General features: G+C 67.8%; 19 protein-coding genes. All 19 read left to right on the top strand.

The features are described from left to right. Nucleotides 1-72: 72 nt before the first annotated feature. The 19 genes from AB0C25_RS02790 (at nucleotide 73) to AB0C25_RS02700 (ending at nucleotide 18608) form a co-directional block, all read left to right on the top strand. Nucleotides 73-1722: a terminase gene (locus tag AB0C25_RS02790; protein WP_357368834.1), complete on the top strand. Its 1650-nt coding sequence runs from the start codon at nucleotides 73-75 to the stop codon at nucleotides 1720-1722. Nucleotides 1723-1743: 21 nt separating this feature from the next. Next, the gene (locus AB0C25_RS02785) at nucleotides 1744-3156 is read left to right on the top strand and encodes a phage portal protein (protein ID WP_357368832.1); all 1413 of its coding nucleotides are present in this window, start codon (nucleotides 1744-1746) and stop codon (nucleotides 3154-3156) included. After that, the gene (locus tag AB0C25_RS02780; RefSeq protein ID WP_357368830.1) at nucleotides 3153-4232 is read left to right on the top strand and encodes a hypothetical protein; all 1080 of its coding nucleotides are present in this window, start codon (nucleotides 3153-3155) and stop codon (nucleotides 4230-4232) included. Before AB0C25_RS02785 ends, AB0C25_RS02780 begins: the two co-directional genes overlap by 4 nt. A 2-nt stretch (nucleotides 4233-4234) precedes the next feature. Then, nucleotides 4235-4768, top strand: a complete 534-nt coding sequence (locus tag AB0C25_RS02775) for a hypothetical protein (RefSeq protein WP_357368828.1) — start codon at nucleotides 4235-4237, stop codon at nucleotides 4766-4768. A gap of 70 nt (nucleotides 4769-4838) precedes the next feature. Next, nucleotides 4839-5912 (top strand): hypothetical protein, encoded by a 1074-nt coding sequence (locus AB0C25_RS02770; protein ID WP_357368826.1) that lies wholly within the window; start codon nucleotides 4839-4841, stop codon nucleotides 5910-5912. Between the two features lie 62 nt (nucleotides 5913-5974). Continuing rightward, on the top strand, nucleotides 5975-6442 hold the full coding sequence (locus tag AB0C25_RS02765) for a hypothetical protein (protein WP_357368825.1): 468 nt from the start codon (nucleotides 5975-5977) through the stop codon (nucleotides 6440-6442). Nucleotides 6443-6444: 2 nt separating this feature from the next. Then, the gene (locus AB0C25_RS02760) at nucleotides 6445-6774 is read left to right on the top strand and encodes a phage head-tail adapter protein (RefSeq protein ID WP_357369056.1); all 330 of its coding nucleotides are present in this window, start codon (nucleotides 6445-6447) and stop codon (nucleotides 6772-6774) included. Continuing rightward, entirely contained in the window at nucleotides 6774-7265 is a 492-nt protein-coding gene (locus tag AB0C25_RS02755) for a hypothetical protein (protein WP_357368823.1), read from the top strand. The genes AB0C25_RS02760 and AB0C25_RS02755 overlap by 1 nt, the downstream gene beginning before the upstream one ends. Next, complete coding sequence (locus AB0C25_RS02750) at nucleotides 7265-7762, top strand: hypothetical protein (protein WP_357368821.1); 498 nt, start codon at nucleotides 7265-7267, stop codon at nucleotides 7760-7762. Before AB0C25_RS02755 ends, AB0C25_RS02750 begins: the two co-directional genes overlap by 1 nt. A 72-nt stretch (nucleotides 7763-7834) precedes the next feature. After that, a complete protein-coding gene (locus AB0C25_RS02745; protein ID WP_357368819.1) occupies nucleotides 7835-8392 on the top strand; it encodes a hypothetical protein in 558 nt (185 codons plus the stop codon). A gap of 123 nt (nucleotides 8393-8515) precedes the next feature. Continuing rightward, nucleotides 8516-8860, top strand: coding sequence for a phage tail assembly protein (locus AB0C25_RS02740; RefSeq protein WP_357368817.1), 345 nt, complete (start codon nucleotides 8516-8518; stop codon nucleotides 8858-8860). Between the two features lie 59 nt (nucleotides 8861-8919). Continuing rightward, entirely contained in the window at nucleotides 8920-9234 is a 315-nt protein-coding gene (locus tag AB0C25_RS02735) for a hypothetical protein (protein WP_357368815.1), read from the top strand. Between the two features lie 4 nt (nucleotides 9235-9238). Next, nucleotides 9239-12877, top strand: a complete 3639-nt coding sequence (locus AB0C25_RS02730; RefSeq protein WP_357368813.1) for a hypothetical protein — start codon at nucleotides 9239-9241, stop codon at nucleotides 12875-12877. Beyond that, nucleotides 12877-13737: a phage tail family protein gene (locus AB0C25_RS02725; RefSeq protein WP_357368811.1), complete on the top strand. Its 861-nt coding sequence runs from the start codon at nucleotides 12877-12879 to the stop codon at nucleotides 13735-13737. Before AB0C25_RS02730 ends, AB0C25_RS02725 begins: the two co-directional genes overlap by 1 nt. Nucleotide 13738: 1 nt before the next feature. Further along, nucleotides 13739-15859 carry a hypothetical protein gene (locus tag AB0C25_RS02720; protein WP_357368809.1) on the top strand — a complete coding sequence of 707 codons (2121 nt, stop codon included), beginning with the start codon at nucleotides 13739-13741 and terminating at the stop codon, nucleotides 15857-15859. Nucleotides 15860-15869: 10 nt separating this feature from the next. Continuing rightward, nucleotides 15870-16118: a hypothetical protein gene (locus AB0C25_RS02715; protein WP_357368807.1), complete on the top strand. Its 249-nt coding sequence runs from the start codon at nucleotides 15870-15872 to the stop codon at nucleotides 16116-16118. Between the two features lie 71 nt (nucleotides 16119-16189). Continuing rightward, nucleotides 16190-16882 carry a hypothetical protein gene (locus tag AB0C25_RS02710; protein WP_357368805.1) on the top strand — a complete coding sequence of 231 codons (693 nt, stop codon included), beginning with the start codon at nucleotides 16190-16192 and terminating at the stop codon, nucleotides 16880-16882. 11 nt (nucleotides 16883-16893) lie between these two features. After that, a complete protein-coding gene (locus AB0C25_RS02705; RefSeq protein ID WP_357368803.1) occupies nucleotides 16894-18249 on the top strand; it encodes a fibronectin type III domain-containing protein in 1356 nt (451 codons plus the stop codon). Next, entirely contained in the window at nucleotides 18246-18608 is a 363-nt protein-coding gene (locus AB0C25_RS02700) for a DUF2746 domain-containing protein (protein ID WP_357368801.1), read from the top strand. Before AB0C25_RS02705 ends, AB0C25_RS02700 begins: the two co-directional genes overlap by 4 nt. The last annotated feature ends 21 nt before the right edge of the window (nucleotides 18609-18629 follow it).

Below are 18629 nucleotides of genomic sequence, written 5' to 3'. Positions count from 1 at the left end.
CCCGGCTGACCCTGCCCTGTTCCGCCCACCTCCCCAGGACGGAGGGACCACCCCCGAGGGGAGGTGATCGCCGTGGCTACTGCCGTGGCCGACAAGCCGTTGACCGCCGAGGAGATCGACGCCCTGGCGCCCATCTACATCGGGCCCACCTGGAAGAAGAACCCCGACGGCTCCTGGTTCCTCCCCAAGCTGACGCTGGGCTGGCAGATCGCCGCCTGGTGCGCGGAGAACCTGACCGCCGAGGACGGCGGCCCGTGGCGATTCACGATGGAGCAACTTCGGTTCGTACTGCACTGGTACGCGATCGACGAGACCGGCCGCTTCATCAGTCGCAAGGGCGTCTTCCAGCGGATGAAGGGCCACGGCAAGGACCCCTTGCTGGCGGTGCTCTGCCTCGTCGAGCTGGTGGGCCCCTCGCGCTTCGCGTTCTTCGACAAGAAGACCGGCGAGCCGGTGGCGATTCCGCACCCGCGAGCCTGGGTGCAGGTGACTGCGGTCAACCAGTCGCAGACGACGAATACGATGGAATTGATTCCGTCACTAATGTCGGATGCATTCCGCAAGAAGTACCGCATTAAAGATGGCGCGGTGCTTATTCGCGCTAATGGCGGTAAGTGTCGACTAGAGGCGGTAACATCCTCGTATAGGGCGATCGAGGGTAAAAGAACTTCCTTTATTCTATTAAATGAAACGCACCACTGGGTAAGCGGCAACAATGGTCATAAAATGATGGAGACCATTGATGGTAATGCGACTAAGAAGGATTCGCGCTACCTCGCCATTACCAATGCCTACCTGCCCGGAGAAGACTCCGTGGCGCAGCGGATGCGTGAGTCGTACGACAAGATCCGCGAGGGTCGGTCGGTCGATGTCGGCTTCCTGTACGACAGCGTTGAGGCGCACCCCAAGACCCCGCTGACGGCGGAAGCGCTGCGCATCGTCATCCCGAAAATCAGGGGCGACGCGGTCTGGCTCAACGTCGAGACCATCATCCAGTCGGTCATGGACACCACGATCTCGCCGGCCCGCAGCCGGCGGATGTGGCTCAACCAGATCGTGGCCGACGAGGACGCCCTATACGGGCCAGCACAGTGGCTTCCGCTCACCGACGAGACTGCGGTACTGAAGCCCGGCGACGAGATTGTCATCGGATTCGACGGTGGCAAGTCCGACGATGCCACGGCTGCAATAGCGATCAGAATCAAGGATCGCTGCGCCTTCGTGATCGGGGTATGGGAGAAGCCGGACGGCCCCAACGGCGAGGGCTGGGAAGTGCCGCGAGACCGCGTCAACTCCGAGATCCACGAGGCATTCCGCGTATTCAACGTGCGCGCGATGTACGCCGATGTGGCTCTGTGGGAATCGCACATCTCCGACTGGAGCGAGAAGTACGGAGACCAGCTCGGCGTCAAGGCGAGCGAGAAGTCCGCGATCGGCTGGGACATGCGGCGTTCGCAGCAGCTCGTCACGCGAGCGCACGAGCGCCTGATGACCACCATCTTCGACGGCCGGCTTCGCCACGACGGTGACCTGACCCTTCAGCGGCACGTCCTCAACGCGCACCGCCGAACCAACATCTACGGCGTCTCGTTCGGCAAGCCCGAACACAACCGCAAGGTCGACGCCTACGCCGCCCTGATGCTCGCCCACGAGGCGCTGCACGACCTGCTCACGCGCGGCAAGAAGACCAAGCCCCGGACAGGTCGGGGGCACTTCCTCTAACCCGACCGGGGGTGTTCACCTGTGGCGACTGCGCCCCTGAAGCTGGCCAAGCAGCTCCTCACCATCCTGCACAAGGACCGCGACACGCTGCTGCGGATCGACGACTACCTGCACGGCATCCACGACGACCCGTACATGCCGCCGAACTGTGACGACGAGTACCGCCTGCTGGCCAAGAGGGCGGTGTCCAACTGGATGCCGTTGCTCGTCGACACGCCGGCCCAGGCCATGTACGTCGACAGCTTCCGGCGCGGCACCACCACGGCGAAGTTCGACGAGGTGCTGCCCGAGTGGTTGCACTGGCAGGGCAGCCGGCTCGACGCCCGCCAGATCGCGGTGCACAAGGGAGCGTTGACCTACGGCCACAGCTTCACCGTGACCGAGCGGCTGCGCAACGGGAAGATCCGCACCAAGGGCCTGAGCGCGCTGCGCACCAGCGCCCTGTACGAGGACCCCGCGAACGACGACACCCCATACGCCGCGCTCACGGTGACCCGCTGGAACCAGGGGGACGACCGGGGCCGCGCCCGCATGTGGGATGGCAGCCGGGAGTACGAGGTCACCTTCGACTCCCTGGCCGACCTGGACTCCGTCGCCATCAAGCGGGGAGCCCTCCACGGCGCGACCGAGTGCCCCGTGACTCGCTTCGCCGCTGCGGTCGACCTGGAGGGTCGGACCTGCGGCGTCATCGAGCCCATGATCGAACTCCAAAATCGCATCAACCAGACCACTCTGGACTTGCTGATTGCGCAGACCTGGGGCAGCCATAAGATCCGCACCGTCTCCGGGATGGCACCGCCGGTCAAGCGGAACGCCGAGGGCGAGCCGATCCTGGACAAGGACGGCGAGCCGATCCCGGCTGAGATCAACGTCAACGTCTCCCGGTTCCTGTTCGCCGAGGACCCGGACACCAGGTGGGGCACGCTCGACGAGACCCCGCTGAACGGCTTCATCGACAGCATCGACATGTCGATCCGGCACCTGTCGGCGATGAGCCAGACCCCGCCTCACCACCTCCTGGGCCAGATCGCCAACCTGTCCGCTGAAGCCTTGCTGGCTGCGGAGACGGCGCTCAGCCGGAAGATCGAGTCCTTCAGGAAGTCCTTCGGCGAGAGCTGGGAGCGAGTCTTCCGCCTGGCCGCCGAGATGGAGGGTATCGACGCCTCAGCCGAGGACTACAGCGGCGAGGTTCTGTGGCGGGACATGGAGCAGAAGTCCCTGGCCCAGGCCGCTGACGCCCTGGGTAAGTTGCGGGAACAGCTCGGCATCCCCGCTCGCGGCCTGTGGCCCCGAGTCCCCGGCGCAACGCGCCAGGAGCTGGACGAGTGGGAGCGCATCGCCGAGGACGACAACGGCGAGTTGCAGTTGGCCCAGGCCCTGCGCCGCGCAACGCCCGACGCCCCTGGCCTGGAGTCCGGGGTGATCGCCGCGTGACGACGCCGGCCAACGAGGCCGAGGCAGAACAGGCGTCCATCGCGTACCACCTGGCGCTGACCCAGATCGGGGCGGCGACCATCCAGGACGCGATGGCGCTCTGGGCCGGCGTGCCCCCGACGAACACCGCCAGCACGGCGGCTGACTGGCTCGGCAAGGCCGTGCACATGATCACCACCCGGCGAGGTCGCTCGCGCGATCTGGCCATGGCGTACTACCGGCTGGTCCGGGCGCTGCGTACCGGGACCACGATCGCGGACCCCCGCAGGCCCGAGCCGCCGTACGTCACCCTCGCCATGCTGCGCCACGAGTTCGCGCTGCTCGTCGGTCCTCAGAAGCCCCAGGAGGGCGCCGGGGATGACGAGCCGGCCCGAGACACCGAGGAGCCCGAGCGGGGCGGCGACGACCAGCAGATCAAGGTCGAAGAGATCCCAGGAATCAAGCAGGAGCACGCGCGCCTGGAGCACGCGGCCCAGCAAGAAGCCCGGACCTCGCTGATCGCCCTCGGTCCGCAGAAGCTCATCAGGCTCGTCGACGAGATCGACACCAAGGCACCAGCCAAGGACGTCGACAAGGCCCGCGAGGAAGCCCACACCCGAGCCGGCACACAGCAGGCCGCAGCCGCTGAACGCGTCGTCATGGACGGCGCGAGAGGGACCGTCTGGTCCATCGCTCAGCGGGACCGGCGCTGCGTCGGCTACGTCCGGTTGTCGCGTACAGGCACCCCCTGCGGGTGGTGCGCCATGTTGATCAGCAAGGGCTTCGTCCGCAAGAAGGACCGCTACCGATCGCAGGCAGCGGCCGGGCCGACGCTCGCCCAGCTCGACTCCGGCGACTACGACGACGGCGACCGGTACCACAACAACTGCCACTGCTACGCGGAGCCGGTCTTCAGCGACACGCAGGTTGGCAGCTCTCCCCTCTACGCGCTGAACCGCGAGTACGCCCAGCTCTGGCCGAAGGTCACCAACGGCCTATCCGGCAAGGCTGCCGTATCCGCCTGGCGCAGCTTCATCCGCAAGCAACAGAAGGACCGCGCCCTGGCGGCGCGGCACAACAACGTCCAGGAGGCGTGACCGTGGCTAAGCCCGACGAGAACACCAGCACCGAACAGACCGACACCGATGCCGCGGTGACCCCTCCGGCTGAAACGCCGCCGGACGAGACCGAGGTTCCGGGCACGGAGGTCGACGAGGACAAGGACGGCGAGGAGGAGATCCCCGCCGAGGTGCTGAGGAAGCGACTCACGAAGGCGAACGCCGAGGCCGCGAACTTCCGCACGAAGCTCCGTGAGGCAGAAGCCAAGCTCACCGCCGCGAAGACGGTGGAGGAGTTCGAGGCAGCCACCCAGGAGCTGCGCACGGCCAACCAGGCGCTGGAGCACGAGCTGCTGGTGGAGCGAGTGGCACGCAAGGCCAAGCTCCCCGATGACCTCGCCGGCCGCCTGAAGGGCTCCACGTACGACGAGCTGCTGGCCGACGCCAAGGCGCTCGCCAGGTACGCCGTAGGTGACGAGCCGGGCGAGCTGCGCGGGGGCCTGAACCCCAATGACGACGAGGGCGCATTCGACCCCGTCAAGACGGCGCGCGAGGCGCGAGCCCGCCGCTACTGACCAACCCCGAACCCGCAGGCCCGGACCGATCTGGTCCGGGCCTTTTTCATGCCCCTAGGAGGGCCCCCGAGTGGCACAGCACCAGGTAGTCAAGGCAGAGAAGATCGCGTCCACCGCTGCGGTCCTCCTGGAGGAGCAGCTTGTTGTCCCCGCCGTCTTCCGGCGCGAGGGCATCGACGCCTACAAGGGCGCCGAGGACGACACGATCAACGTCACCGTCGAGGGCGTGCTGCCGTTCCGGACCTACGGGTGGCGGAACGACCGGTCGACTGAGATCGAGTTCGACGAATACAAGGAGCGCAAGGTCGGCGTCAAGTTCGGCGGCGACATCTACTCGGCGGTCCGCCTGACCGACGAGCAGAACGAGTTCGACCTGCCGGGCTGGGCCAAGCTCGCCCGCAAGCAGACCGAGGCGCTGGGCAAGGGTCTGGAGGCCAAGGCCACCGACTACCTGATGGATGCCCCGTTCACCATCCGGCTCGGCATCGCGGCCGACAACCTGAAGTCCGGCCTGATCCGGGCGCGGGCGACCATGAACCGGCTGCACGTCCCGGCCGGCGCGCGGACCATCCTGGTCGGTTCCCAGTGGGAGCAGGCGCTGCTGGAGGACGAGAAGCTGAACTTGGCGTCGAACGTCGGCGAGGCCGAGGCGGTGTCCCAGCTCCGCGAGGCGACTCTGGGCCGGCGCTACGGCTTCAACTTCGTCGTGGCCCAGGAGCTGGAGCCGACCATGGCCGTCGCCATGGTGGACAGCGCGTTCATCTTCGCCACGGGTGCCCCGTCGGTTCCGCAGTCGGTGCCGTTCGGCGCGACCGCGTCCTACAACGGCGTGGCGCTGCGCTGGATCCGTGACTACGAGTCCAAGAAGTTCCAGGACCGGTCGGTGTTCAACACCTACCAGGGCTTCCGCCACGTCGAGGACATCCTGATCGCCCGCGACGCGTCCACCGGCTTCCGGTCGGTCGGCCAGTACGAGCACTTCATCCGGGCCATCCGCCTGGACCTGGACGGCACCGACTCGCTGCCGAACGGCACCGCCGGTCGCCCGGCCATCGGTCGGACCGCTGCGGAGGACAACGAGCTGGCGCAGATCACCGGCCTCGGCACCAAGGCCGCGCTGGCGAAGACCGCTGCCAAGAGCTGACCCACCGCGCGAGGGCGGCGAGCTACGGCTTGCCGCCCTCCGCTTCCCCGGAGGGAGGCTCCTTGGAGTCCTACGCGACGCTCGATGAACTGAAGGCCCGGCTGGACTGGGCACTCGACGAAGACGAGGAGCGGGTAGCGACCAGCGCCCTGGAGGACGCCTCCGACCTGGCGCGCGGCTATGGCCGCGACTGGCCGTCAGAGACCGTCCCGCGCCTGGTGCGAACCCTTGTCCTCAAGGCGGCAGCCCGCCACGTCAAGAACCCCGGCGGCTACACGCAGTCTCGCGCCGGGGACGAGACCTTGGCCTGGAACGACAGCGCCGGCCACGACGCCGGCAGCGTCTACTTCACCCGCGACGAGCAGGCCCTGATCAAGGGCCTGGCCGGCAAGGCGGCCCGCGTCTGGTCCGTGCCGATCACGGCATGGGGCGGCCGGCGCAACGGCCCCCAGCGCGACACCACCGGCTACGTGCCGGTCGAGGGAAGCTCCGAGCCGCTGCCGTACTTCGCCGGGGATGAGCCCTGGTGAGCATGCAGCGCAGGCGCGGCCAGCTCGCCAAGGTCTGGAAGACCCAGACCGTCACCGACAACCGGGGCAACGTCGTGAAGGTCGCCCAGGCCGATGGCCCCCACATCGTCCGGGCCGCCTTCATCCCGCAACGCAGCGCCAGGGCCGAAGTGCCCGGCCAGCAACAGATCAACGTCGTTCGGATGTTGGTCACCGCGGACTTGACTGACGTCGATCTGTGGTCGCGTGTCGAGTGGAACGGCAAGCAGTGGGACGTCGTCACTCCGCCGTCCCATCACCACGGCACCCGGCGCACCCGGCACTGGTCGATCGACCTGCGGGAGCGCCCCTGATGGCCGAGGTCTACCACAACGGCAAGACCCGCATGGACGACGACTGGGGCGCGGAGCTGCTGGCGAACCTGCCCGGCGTCCAGGCCCACATCACCGCTCTGACCTTCGAGGCGAAGGCGAAGGCCGACAACGCGTTGCTCAGCGCACGCGAGGCCAACGGTGGCTCCAGCGACGGTGACGCGTTCACCCACATCGAGCACGGCGACATCGACGTCTACCTCGTCCTGAACGACGAGGCGGGCCAGGACGCCGCGATGAGCATCGAGTTCGGCCGCAAGGGCGGCAGCTACGAGGTGCTGTACGAGGACACGGGCGAAGTCGTCGAGGTGAAGTACGCCGCGACCGAGGGCCTGTTCATCCTGCACAACGCCTTCAACCTGGACCGGCGCCAGGGCCCCAAGGTCGCCGTCGACATCCCCCGCAAGCGGGTCGTCCGGGCCAGCCGCAAGCGCGGCAAGCGCGGGGCCTACAAGAAGTCGAAGAGGACGTAATGGCTGGCATCCCACCGCAGGTGCGGGCGCTCGCCGAGCTGAGCCCCGTCGAAGACCTGCTACTCCCGATCCTGCGAGCCGGCCTCCCCGGCGTCCAGGTCAAGAGCCTCATCGCCGATGACCAGACGTTCCCGCTGGTAGTGCCGCGCCGCATGCCCCAGTTCGGCAACTGGTCCGCTGATCAGCGGTTCACCGACTCGGCGGACGTCACGATCCAAGCCTTCGCCGAGGACCCCGACGGCGACGAAGACGCGGCGATCCTCTCGGAGGCGGTGCGGATCGTCCTGCGGGACGCCTGGCTGAACCAGACGGTCGTGCCCGGCCGGGGCCACCTGATCCGCGTCGACATGACCTCGGCTCCCCGCCGGGCCACTGACTGGGCGACGGCGACGGGGCCGGTTCAGTACGCCGACCTCCCGACCGGTGTCTGGCGGTACGAGACCCAGTACCGCATCGACATCCGCAAGCCGCTTCAGCGGCCGTACCCCCTGCCCTGACCCACCCCATCCCGAACCCCGCCGCGACGCGCGAGCGGGGCCATCGGCATGCCCTCGTAAGGAGCCGCCCCCGTGGCACTCAACGACAACGCCACGCTCGTCATCGGCAGTGGCAACTTCTTCACCGCACCTGTCGGAACCGAACTCCCGGCGGACCTGATGGCCATCGCCACCCCGTGGCAGTCGGTCGGTCACACCAGCCTGGAAGACATCTTCGGCATCACCTCCGAAGGTGGTGAGGCGACCACCCTGGGTTCGTTGCAGAACAAGAGCTTGAGGACGAAGTACAGCCCGCGCCAGGAGACGATGACCTTCACGCTCCAGCAGTTCGACACCCCGGGCCTGCGCCTGTTCTACGGCTCGAACGCCCCGACGCTGGCCAACGGCCTGCTCGGTGTGCCGCAGGATCCGGTGCCGACTGTCGCCGCGTTCCTCGTGGTCTTCCTGGACGGCGTGAACCACTTCGGCTTCTGGGCCCCGAAGGCTGAAATCTACCGCGCCGACGACATGTCGCTGAGCGACACCGAGTCGCTGGCCGGCTTGCCCTTGGGTGTCAAGCCGATGGCGCTGAGCACCAACCCGTACGCCTACGCCGTCACCCCGCTGGGCGACGCCGACCCGGAGGCGTGAGCCACCCCTGATCCACCCTCCCCGCGATGCGTGCGGACCCGTCGCGGGGAGGGCTCCACCCCTGCCGAATCGCAGCTGTAGGTCCGCATCCAATCGCTTCAATACCCGGAGGTCCGCACCCCCATGTCCACGATCAGCCTTGACACCATCCGCGCTGCGGCCGAAGCCAAGTACGGCTCGCTCGACATCGAGCTGGAAGACGGCACGGTCCGACTGCTCAACCCGCTGCGGCTGTCCAAGGAGAACCGCAAGGCGCTGGCCGACATTCAGGGCGGCATCAACAGCGACGAGTCGGAGACCGACCAGGAGGAGATGCTGGCCGACGCGCTGCGTCTGGTGGCCCAGTCCGAGAAGCACGCGGACAAGCTGCTCGCCGCGATCGGCGGCGACCTGACCGTCCTGGCCGAGGTCTTCGAGAACTACGTCAAGGGGACGTCGGCGGGGGAAGCCTCGGGCTCGCGCGACTGATCGACGACTACGGCACGGGGCTGTACCCCGACCTGAAGCGCTTCTACCAGGTGGACCTGGTGGACGTGATCGAGGGTCGGGGCCCCGCCCCCGCGCTGGTCCTCGCGCTCGCGCTGGCCCTCCCTGACACAAGCCTGACCGTCGCTCTCGCGTCCGGCGGCAGGCAGTTCTACGGCTGGGGCGTCGACCGCCACCTGGCCGTCGACACCTTCGACGCGATCAACGCCAACACGCGGGCGACCGGCAACTGGAAGAAGGGCAAGGCCCCGGAGATGCCGGTGTGGCCACGGCCCAAGAGCGCGGCGGCCGAGCCCGAGCAGGACAAGAAGCCGGTCACGGTCGCGGACATCTACAAGCGATTCCAGCGGAGGTAAGTGCATGGCCGCGAACGCCGGCACGATCATCGGGCGCGTCAGCGTCAAGGTCATGCCCGACACGAGTGACTTCCGGCGCGACGCGCAGAAGAAGCTCAACGCCGTCGAGAAGGAGCTGACCGCTGACGTCAAGCTCGTCGTCGACCTGGAGGACAACGGGGTCGCCGAGGAGGCGAAGGCGGTCCGGGCCAAGGCCCAGAAGCAGCTCAAGAGCATCACGCTCCAGGTCGACCTGGAGAACCAGCAGTCGCTGATGAAGTCCCTCGGCCAGGTCCGGGGCCAGCTCGACAAGCTAAGCGAGAAGCCGTTCCCGATCACCCTGGACAAGGCGTCGCTCAACAGCGCCATCGGCTTCCTGGAAGCCAAGCTGGAGAAGGTCCGGCACATCGACCTTGAGGTTGACCGCAGCTCGATGGACTCGGTCAAGGCGGCCATCGCCCAGATCGACAAGGAGCTGGGCAAGCTCAAGGACGTCAAGCTCCCGGTCAAGCTCGACCAGCAGTCGCTGGCCAAGGCTCGCGCCGAGCTGGAGCTGACCATGGCTCGGCAGACGAAGATCAAGCTGGCGTTCGACAACAAGGCTGCGGCCGAGATTCGCGCCCGCATCGAAGCGCAGCTCTCCGACATCCCGGTCAACACCAAGCTCGACGAGGCGAAGATCGCCAAGGTCATGCGGCAGATCGAGGGCTACCTGGATCAGATCGAACACCTTCGCGCGAAGATCACCCCGGAACTGGACGACCGCGCCCGCCGCAAGGTGGAGCGCGACATCGAAGACCTCCAGGACAAGATCAAGGACCTGAAGGCCGAGGTCAAGCCGGAGACGTCCAAGGGTGCCATGGCGCTGGTCACGGCCAGCCTCGTCAAGCTGACCCGCGACCGGATCGTCAACATCTTCCCGGTCGTCGACAAGGGCGGCGCAGCCGCGGCGTTGGCAATGATCAATGCGCTGTCCGGTGCTCGGGTCCTGACCGGCATCTTCGACACCTTCATGAAGTCCCTGGCCAACCTGGACAAGGCCGTGCCCCTGATCGGCTCGGTCACCCTCGCCGCACTCGGCCTGGCCGGCGCCACAATCTCGGCCGCCAGCAACATGGCCTCGCTCGCCGCGTCCCTGGCCAGCATCGCGCCAGCAGCTCTCCTGCTGCCCGGCCTGTTCGCCGGCATGGCCCTCGGCCTGGGCGCGACCTTCGTTGCCCTCAAGGACTTCAACGCCGTCTTGCCTGGCGTCAAGCAGCAGCTCTCCGAGCTGGCCGACCAGATGTCGAGCAACTTCTGGTCCGCCGCCAAGGCCCCGATCTCCGACCTGATCAACAACCTGCTCCCCGCCTTCTCGGCCGGGATGAAGAACGTCAGCACCGAGGTTGGCCAGTTCTTCGGCCAGTTCGCCACCGCCCTTCAGGGGGCCATCGGCCCGTCGCTGCTCGCGCAGATGTTCGGCAACCTGACCGAGTCCATCGAGATCGCCAAGAAGTCGACCGGCGACCTGGCCTCGATCATCGGCATCCTCGGCGAGCTGGGCGCGTCCTACCTGCCGCAGCTCGCGCAGTGGTTCGTCGACATCGTCAACAAGTTCGAGGGCTGGTTGGCGGCTGCTGAGGCGGACGGCCGGCTCAAGGGCTGGGTGGATACCGCCATCGTGGCCCTGGGCCAGCTCTGGACGGTCCTGACCCAGACCGCGTCGATCTTCGTCAGCGTGGCCGAGGCCGCGAGCATGGGCGGCGGCGCGACCCTCGGCACCCTGGCGACCGGCCTCACGGCCATCGCCCAGGCGGCTAAGGACCCGGTCTTCCAGGGGCAGCTCGCCGCGACCTTCGCGGCGGCGCACCAGATGATGGAGAACCTGGCGAACCGGTCCGGCCCGGCCGTGACCAACATGCTCAGCACCCTGGCCACAACGCTCCAGTCCGTTCTTCCCGCCGCTGGCGTGGCGATCGGCAACCTGGTCTCCGGCCTGGCTACGGCTCTCGCGGACCCGGCCATCCAGCAGGGCCTCATCCTGATGGTGGAGGGCATCTCGCGGGGCATCGCCTCGCTGGCCCCGGTCATCCAGTCGCTGTCCCCGGTCTTCGGGATGCTCGGCCAGATCGTCGGCACCTTCGCCGCCCAGCTCGGGCCGCTGATCGCCGCCGTTCTGCCGACCCTGTCGGCCGCGTTCATGGCCATCTTGCCCTCGGTCCAGACCCTGGTGACGGTCCTGGGTGGCGCGCTGCTGGGCGTCTTCCAGTCGCTCATGCCGGCCATCCAGCCGGCCATCGCGCTCCTCGCGGAGCTGGTGCCGCAGCTCGTCTCGCAGCTCGCCCCGGTGCTCCAGCTCATCGGTCAGCTTCTCGGCCAGCTCCTGGCGGCGATCATGCCGCTGATCGCTCCGCTGCTTCAGCTCGCCATGGCGATTCTGACGCCGCTTATCGCCATTGTGAAGCAGGTTATCGCCGAGGCGATGGGCCCCTTCATGGAGGCGATCAACAAGCTGGTCGCCGCGCTCCAACCGGTTATCGCGGCGCTGACCGTAGTCGTCGGATTCCTGATGAGCATCCTCGGGCCGGCCATCGCGTTCATCGCTGGCCTGCTAATCGACACGCTGGTCATGGCGATCGACGGCGTGGCTCGCGTATTCGAGGGCGTTGTCGGTGTGGTGCTGGGGATCTGGAACATCTTCGCCGGCATCTTCACGGGCGACTGGGACCGAGTCTGGAGCGGAATCAAGGAGGTCTTCTCCTCGATCTGGAACCTGATCGTCGGCATCGTCGAGGTCGCCCTGTCCTACATGGGCGGCACCGCCATCAAGGGCGGACTCAAGGCGATCAAGGGCCTGTGGGACGACGCCTGGCTGGCGATCAAGACGCTGTTCGAGAGCGTCTGGAACGGCATCAAGTCGTTCCTGGACAACGGCTTCACGTTCTACAAGAACCTGTTCTCCTCTGGCCTGAACTTCATCAAGAGCCTCTGGGACAACACCTGGAACGCCATCAAGAACGTCGCCTCCACGGTGTGGGAATGGATCGTCGCGTACTTCCGTGGCGGAATCGAAGCCTGGAAGAACCTCTTCCGGTCCGGAATTGATGCGGCCAAGTCGGTCTGGGAATCCGGCCTCAACCTCATCAAGAACGTCGTGCCACAGAAGTTCGGCGAAGTGCTGTCCTTCATGAAGAGCGTGCCCGGCAAGATCAAGGACGCCTTCGGTGCCGCCAAGAACATCTTGTTCGAGATCGGTAAGTCCATCATCGGTGGCCTTATCGACGGCATCAAGAACATGTTCGGCAGCGTTCAGGACACCCTCGGCGGACTGACCGACAAGATCAAGGACTGGAAGGGCCCCGAGTCCCTGGACAAGGTGCTCCTGGTCCGCGCCGGCCAGCTCGTCATCGGCGGCTTCATCAAGGGCCTTGAGTCCCAGTACGACCAGGTGCGGCGCTCCCTCGCCGGCCTCACCGCCGACCTCGGCGGAATGACCATCGCTGGCCCGTCCATCGGCGGCGTCTCCTCTCGCGGCATGGCTGACCAGTTGGCCGGCGCGCTGGGCGACGCGAGCACCGAAGGCCCCGTGGTCAAGCAGTTCATCTACAACGCAGCGCCCGGCTCCTCGATCGACAGCCAGGAAGACCTGTTCGCTGCGGTCGGCCGCGCAAGGTGGGGGTGGTAATGCCACGGCTTGTACTCGATTCGGCGACCGATCGGCTCGACCTGGACGACGTGCTCAACCACGACGTCGGCGTGCAGGCCCTCTCCGGGGTAACCGGACTGGGCCTGCCCGCTGTCCAGACCCAGTGGCAGGAAGGGGCCGGCGACGGCGGCCTCTTCCGGGGTAAGCGAGTTCCACCCCGCGACATCGACATACCGATCTACGTCGCGGGGTGGCATCGCAGCGACCTGAAGGCGCGGCTGTCCCGGCTCGCCGTCATGCTCGCCAACCCGTGCACCCTGCGGCTCGTCGAGGACGACGGCAGCGACTGGTCAACCGACGTGGTCCGCGTCGGCGGCGGCCAGTACACGTACGGCGTCGACACGAACGGCGAGACCGACCTCCGAACGGTCATCACCCTCCGCGCTGGCGACCCGTACTGGACCTATTCGCGGGCCACCTCCAAGCGGATCACCAACGCCGGGGCCGGTCGCGGCCTGGTCGGGAAGCTCGCCAGCCTGAAGGTTGCCAGCTCCCAGGCCATCGGCACGATGGCGCTGGAGAACGAGCTGGGCGACGCCGACGCGTACCCCCTGTGGACGGTCACCGGCCCCGGTCGGGACTTCAGGGCCATCTCCCGATCCGGGGAGTCCTTCCACTGGACAGGCGTCCTGGCGGCCGGCGAGCGCTTGGTCATCGACACCCGCAGCGGCACGGTCCGCGACGGCAACGGTGTCAACCGCTACGCCGACCTGGCCGCAGCACCCCGGCTCTGGCGCATCCCGCCGGGCATCACCGAGGCGACCGCCTCACTGGATTCGACGACCACATCGTCCTCCATCACCTGCACATGGCGACCTCGGAAGTGGATGGTGATCTGACGTGAAGCTCGCGGACATCACCGTCGAGGCGCGGGACCGCGACCTGAAGCGCCTCGGGCTCATCCGGCCCGAGGAGCTGGACCTGGACCTGTCCGACCTGCACAACGGGATCGGTAACTGGAAGCTGACGCTGGCAGCGGAGCACCCCCTTGCGGGGGCTCTGCGCCAGCCCGGCTCCGGCATCATCGTGACCGGCCCGACCGATGTTCTCCTCAGCGGGCCGGTCGTCAAGCCGGAGAACCAGGCGACCTCTACCGACCCTTACGGCACCGTCACCGTCGAGGGCGTTGACGACACCGTGCTCCTGGCCGACGCGCTGGCCTACCCGCAGCCGGCCAACCCGGACCCGACGAAGCAGACGCTGGCGAACGACACCCGCACCGGCAACGTCGAGTCACTGATGCACGCCTTCGTCAACGCCAACATCGGCCCTGGCGCACCCTCCGAGCGGCGCGCTGCCGGCCTCATGGCCTCGAAGCTGACGATGGGCGCCAACCTTGGTCGCGGCCCCGTCACCACCAAGTCCGCTCGATTCCCGGTGCTGGGCAACCTGCTCAGTGAACTGGCGGCCACGGCGAACCTGGGCTTCAGGATCGTGCAGCGCGGCAACGTGCTCGTCTTCGAGACCTACGCGGTCGCCGACCGCAGCCGGGAGATCCGGCTGGACATTCGCAACAACACCTTGGCCGGGCACCGCGTGGCGATCAGCCCGCCGGCCAGTACGCGGGCGATCGTCGCTGGCCAGAACGAAGGCGTCGACCGCCAGTTCCTTCAGGTGACCACCGCGGATTCCCTTGCCGGCGAATCCGACTGGGGCCGGCGCATCGAACGCTTCGTCGACCAGCGCAACACCAACGTCGTCGACGAGCTGCGCCAGGCCGGGCTTGAGCGCCTGGCCGACGACGCCGCCGCCATCCTCGCCGTCCAGGCCGTGCCCATGGAGGACAGCGGCATGGACTTCGGCGTGCATTGGGGCGTCGGGGACAAGGTCGGCGTCGTCGTCGAGGGCCAGGAGCTGTCGACCGTCGTCACCGGCTACGTGCTGAAGGTCAACCGCGAGGGCTTCCGGCTCGGCGCGTTGATCGGCGACCCCTCCGGCTTCGACCGCACGGCATCCATGGAGAAGCGCGTCCAGGGCGCGGAGGTCCGCCTCTCCTCGCTGGAGCGCACTGCCGAGAGCCGCACGGCGATCCCCACGAGACAGCCCACCGACCCGCTCAGCGCCTATCCGAGCGGCATCTCACTGATGGGCATGGAGGGCAGCGCCGGCCCAGTCTGGGGCTCGGTCCCGCCCACCCAGTTCGGCACGATCGCCACCTTCAACAACGGTGGCTACCGCAGCTTCCAGGTGATGCAGGTGGAGAACTACCTGCACTTCCGCCGCTACCGCGAGGACCAGGCGGGCGGTTGGGGGAACTGGCAGAAGGTGCTCACCGAAGCGCGCCTCAGCGCGGCAGACTTCCCCCAGGGCCGAGGCTTCACCAGCTACCCGTGGGGCACGTCCTTCCTGTACCTCAACTCAACCGAATCGACGACCGGCGGCTGGTACTTCGGCGCGCAGTTCGGCATGGTGACCACCTACCGCTCCAGCGACGACTTCGCGGTCCAGACCTGGACGCGACACCAGGGCGGGTCCGGCGGCGAGACCGAGCTGTGGCAGCGCACGGCCAACCAGGCGTCCGGCTGGTCGCGCTGGCGGTGCATCGCCGGCAGCGTCCTTCGCACCACCTCAAGTGGCCGCGACACCAACGCGCGCAGCTACACGGGTACCACCTTCGGCTCCGTCTCCGGAGCTGAGGTTGGCGTCGTGTTCGTGGCTCCCCCGAGCGCACAGGTCGAGGTCATCTGGGACTGCGAGATGGCAGCCGTCGGCGATGGAGCCCTGACGTCATTCACCCTCCGCGAGGGGGCCGTCATGGGCCAGGGGTCGGTGATCGTGGCTGGCGCAAGCAACAACGCCTCGCGGGTCGGTGCCGGCGGCGGTTGGTACCACGCCGCCCAGAGCGACATCGTGCCCGGCCTCACGCCGGGGGCCTCATACAACGTCCGGCTGGTGCACATGGCGCCCACCGGAACCATGCAGATGGCGAACCGGCGAATCCGCGTCCGCCCAGACCTCTGAGGAGATCAACGTGTTCCGATTCGAGGCGTTCACGTTCGAGACGCGGACCTGGCGTGTCCTGCGCCAGCACATTGAGGAGTGGGAGCGGCAGGGCCTGCTCGACGCCAACCTCGAAGACGGCAGCATCTACAGCGACACCGACCCCGAGCCCGAGGTCGAGGCGCTGCTGGGTCCAGGCAACGCCGTGTTCCGGCTGGTCGACGAGGCGGGCGAGGACCCCTTCCCGGTCATCGACGAAGACCTCCCGCCCACCGACTGACCCCCCCCCTCCCTCAGCCCCCGCGCTCGATCTGCGCGGGGGCTTCCTCATGCCCGCAGGAGGCCCACCCCGTGGCAATCACCTCGTTCCCCTTCGACAACCAGGACACCGACGAGAGCCAGTTCTCCCGCCTGTTCCGCGAGTTGCAGGACTCCGGCGTCGCCGACTCGATCAGTGGTTCGGACTTCAAGCTGACCGCTGACGGCACCGGCATGTACGTCTTCGTCCAGCCGGGCTTCGCCATCCTGCGCGGCCACGCCGTGTACTCGACGGCAGTTGAGAAGGTCGCGGTCGCCGCCGCGTCCGGCACCCTGCGGACCGACCGCGTGGCTCTGCGGCTGGACCCGACCTCGAACAGCATCACCCTGGTCCCTCTCACGGGCACCCCGGGAAGCGGTGCGCCGGGCGTCACCCAGACCGACACGGGCGTCTTCGAGATGAGCCTCGGCAGCGTTCCGGTGGCTGCGGGAGCTGTCGCCATCGCCGCCGACGTGCCGGTGGATGAGCGGCAGTTCCTTGGCAGCCGGGTCGGCGTCTGGACGACCGCCATCCGCCCGAGCGCCCCGCGCAGAAGCAAGCTCGGCTTCAACGTCACCACCGGCAAGTGGGAGTTCTACAACGGCTCCGGCACTGGCTGGACGGATCTGATCCCCGCCACGGCCGACAACGCCACCCGCTGGAACGGCTACACGGTGACCGTCTCCAAGACCCAGCCGTCCGGCACCCCCACCACTGACCGCATCTGGATTCAGCCGACCAGCTAAGGAGGCACTGAGTGGCAGTTACATGGGGCTCCGCTGAGGGCCATCTACAGGTCGGCATCGACTGCTGGACCTCCACGCCCAACTCGGGCAGCACTTCGGTCACGGTCTCCCTGCGGGTCTACGTCAAGGTGTACGACCAGCAGTGGGACTTCGACGACGATCAGAACTACAGCGTCTCCGGGACCGGCGGCGGATCGGGCACGTTCCATAACAACCTGTCCGGCACCGGGGCAACGAAGCTCATCTACAGCCGGGACTTCTCGTCCGGGATCGACTACGACGGCGGACCAACGTACTCGTGGACCGCTTCCATCTCCGGCATGTATAACGGCGGCACCCCGGCGCACTCGCGCTCGATCACCATGCCGGCCCGCCCGCCCGCGCCCCCCGGCACGCCGAGCACTCCGGTGGCCAGCTCGATCACCGACACCACGGCCACGCTGTCCTGGTCGACGCCGGCCAACAACGGCCGGGCACTGGACACGGTTGACGGCGCGGTCGCCCGCGACCCTGGCTTCGTCGACCGCGTGGCCTACTGGGCAACGGCCTGGGGGACGAGCCGCAGTCTGACCGGGCTCCCGAAGGGCACAGTTCTCTACGCCACCGTGCGGGCACACAACGCCGCCGGCTGGTCCGGCAGCTCCGGCACGGTCACCTTCAAGACCCTCACGACGGTGCCGGACACGCCACCCGTTCCCACTGTCGACAGCATCGGCTCCACGCAGGCGTACGTGACCTGGGGTGCGCCGTCCGACACTGGCGGCCTTCCGCTGAGCGCCAACGGCGGCCAGGTGTCCCGCAACTCGGCGTTCACCGACCTCATCCAGGGCTGGCAGGAGGACGGGTGGCAGGGCAGAAACCTGACGGGCTTGCCCAAGGGCACCACGCTCTACGTCCGCGTCCGGGCGGGTAACGCCAACGGCTGGGGCGGCTGGTCCCCCTCGCGCGCCTTCACCACCAACATCACCCCCGCCAGCGCGCCGGCTCAGCCGAGCGCCAGCGGCATCGGCCCCACCTCGGCCTCCCTGTCCTGGTCCGCCCCGTCCGACGACGGCGGCTCGGACATCACGCACTACGAGATCCAGCGATCGACCAGCTCCAGCTTCACGAGCCCGGTATCGGTGACCGCCTCGGGCTCGTCCACCACCCTCACCGGCCTGCTACCGGGCACCACCTACTACACCCGCACCCGCGCGAACAACGCAGCCGGCGCGGGTGACTGGTCTGCCGCCAGGTCGTTCACCACCCTGTCTGGGCTGCGGGTGGGCGACGGCACGAAGTGGCTCGACGCCATCGTGTGGGTCGGCGACGGCTCCAAGTGGGTGTTGTGCCAGGTCAAGGTCGGCGACGGAACGACCTGGAAGTGAGTCACCCCTTGAGTCTCGCCCTGTCCATGGAGCCGCCCGTCCAGGCGGCCATCGTCACCGCCTGCGGCACCGTCAGCGTCGCCCTCATCGGCGTCGTCGTCGAGCTGCTGCGCCGGCAGCACAAGCGCCTCGGCGAGGTGAAGGCCCACGCCGCAGCCGCCCGCGACCAGGTCCAGAACAGCCACACCACCAACCTGCGCGACGACATCGACCGGGTCCTTGCTGGCCTGGACCAGGTGATCGAGACGCAGCGCCAGCACGGCAAGGACATCGGCGGCCTGCGCGAGGAGCTGCGCACCGAGCGCATCGAGCGCATCGACGTCGAGCGCCGACTGGACAACCACCTCACGGCGCGCTGACCCAGCCGGACTGGGACAGCT

Origin of the sequence: Micromonospora sp. NPDC048839 (assembly GCF_040649915.1) — a bacterium.
Taxonomy (GTDB): Bacteria; Actinomycetota; Actinomycetes; order Mycobacteriales; family Micromonosporaceae; genus Micromonospora.
Note: the sequence above shows the minus strand (reverse complement) of the source record. Positions and strands in the feature narration are given on the sequence as shown.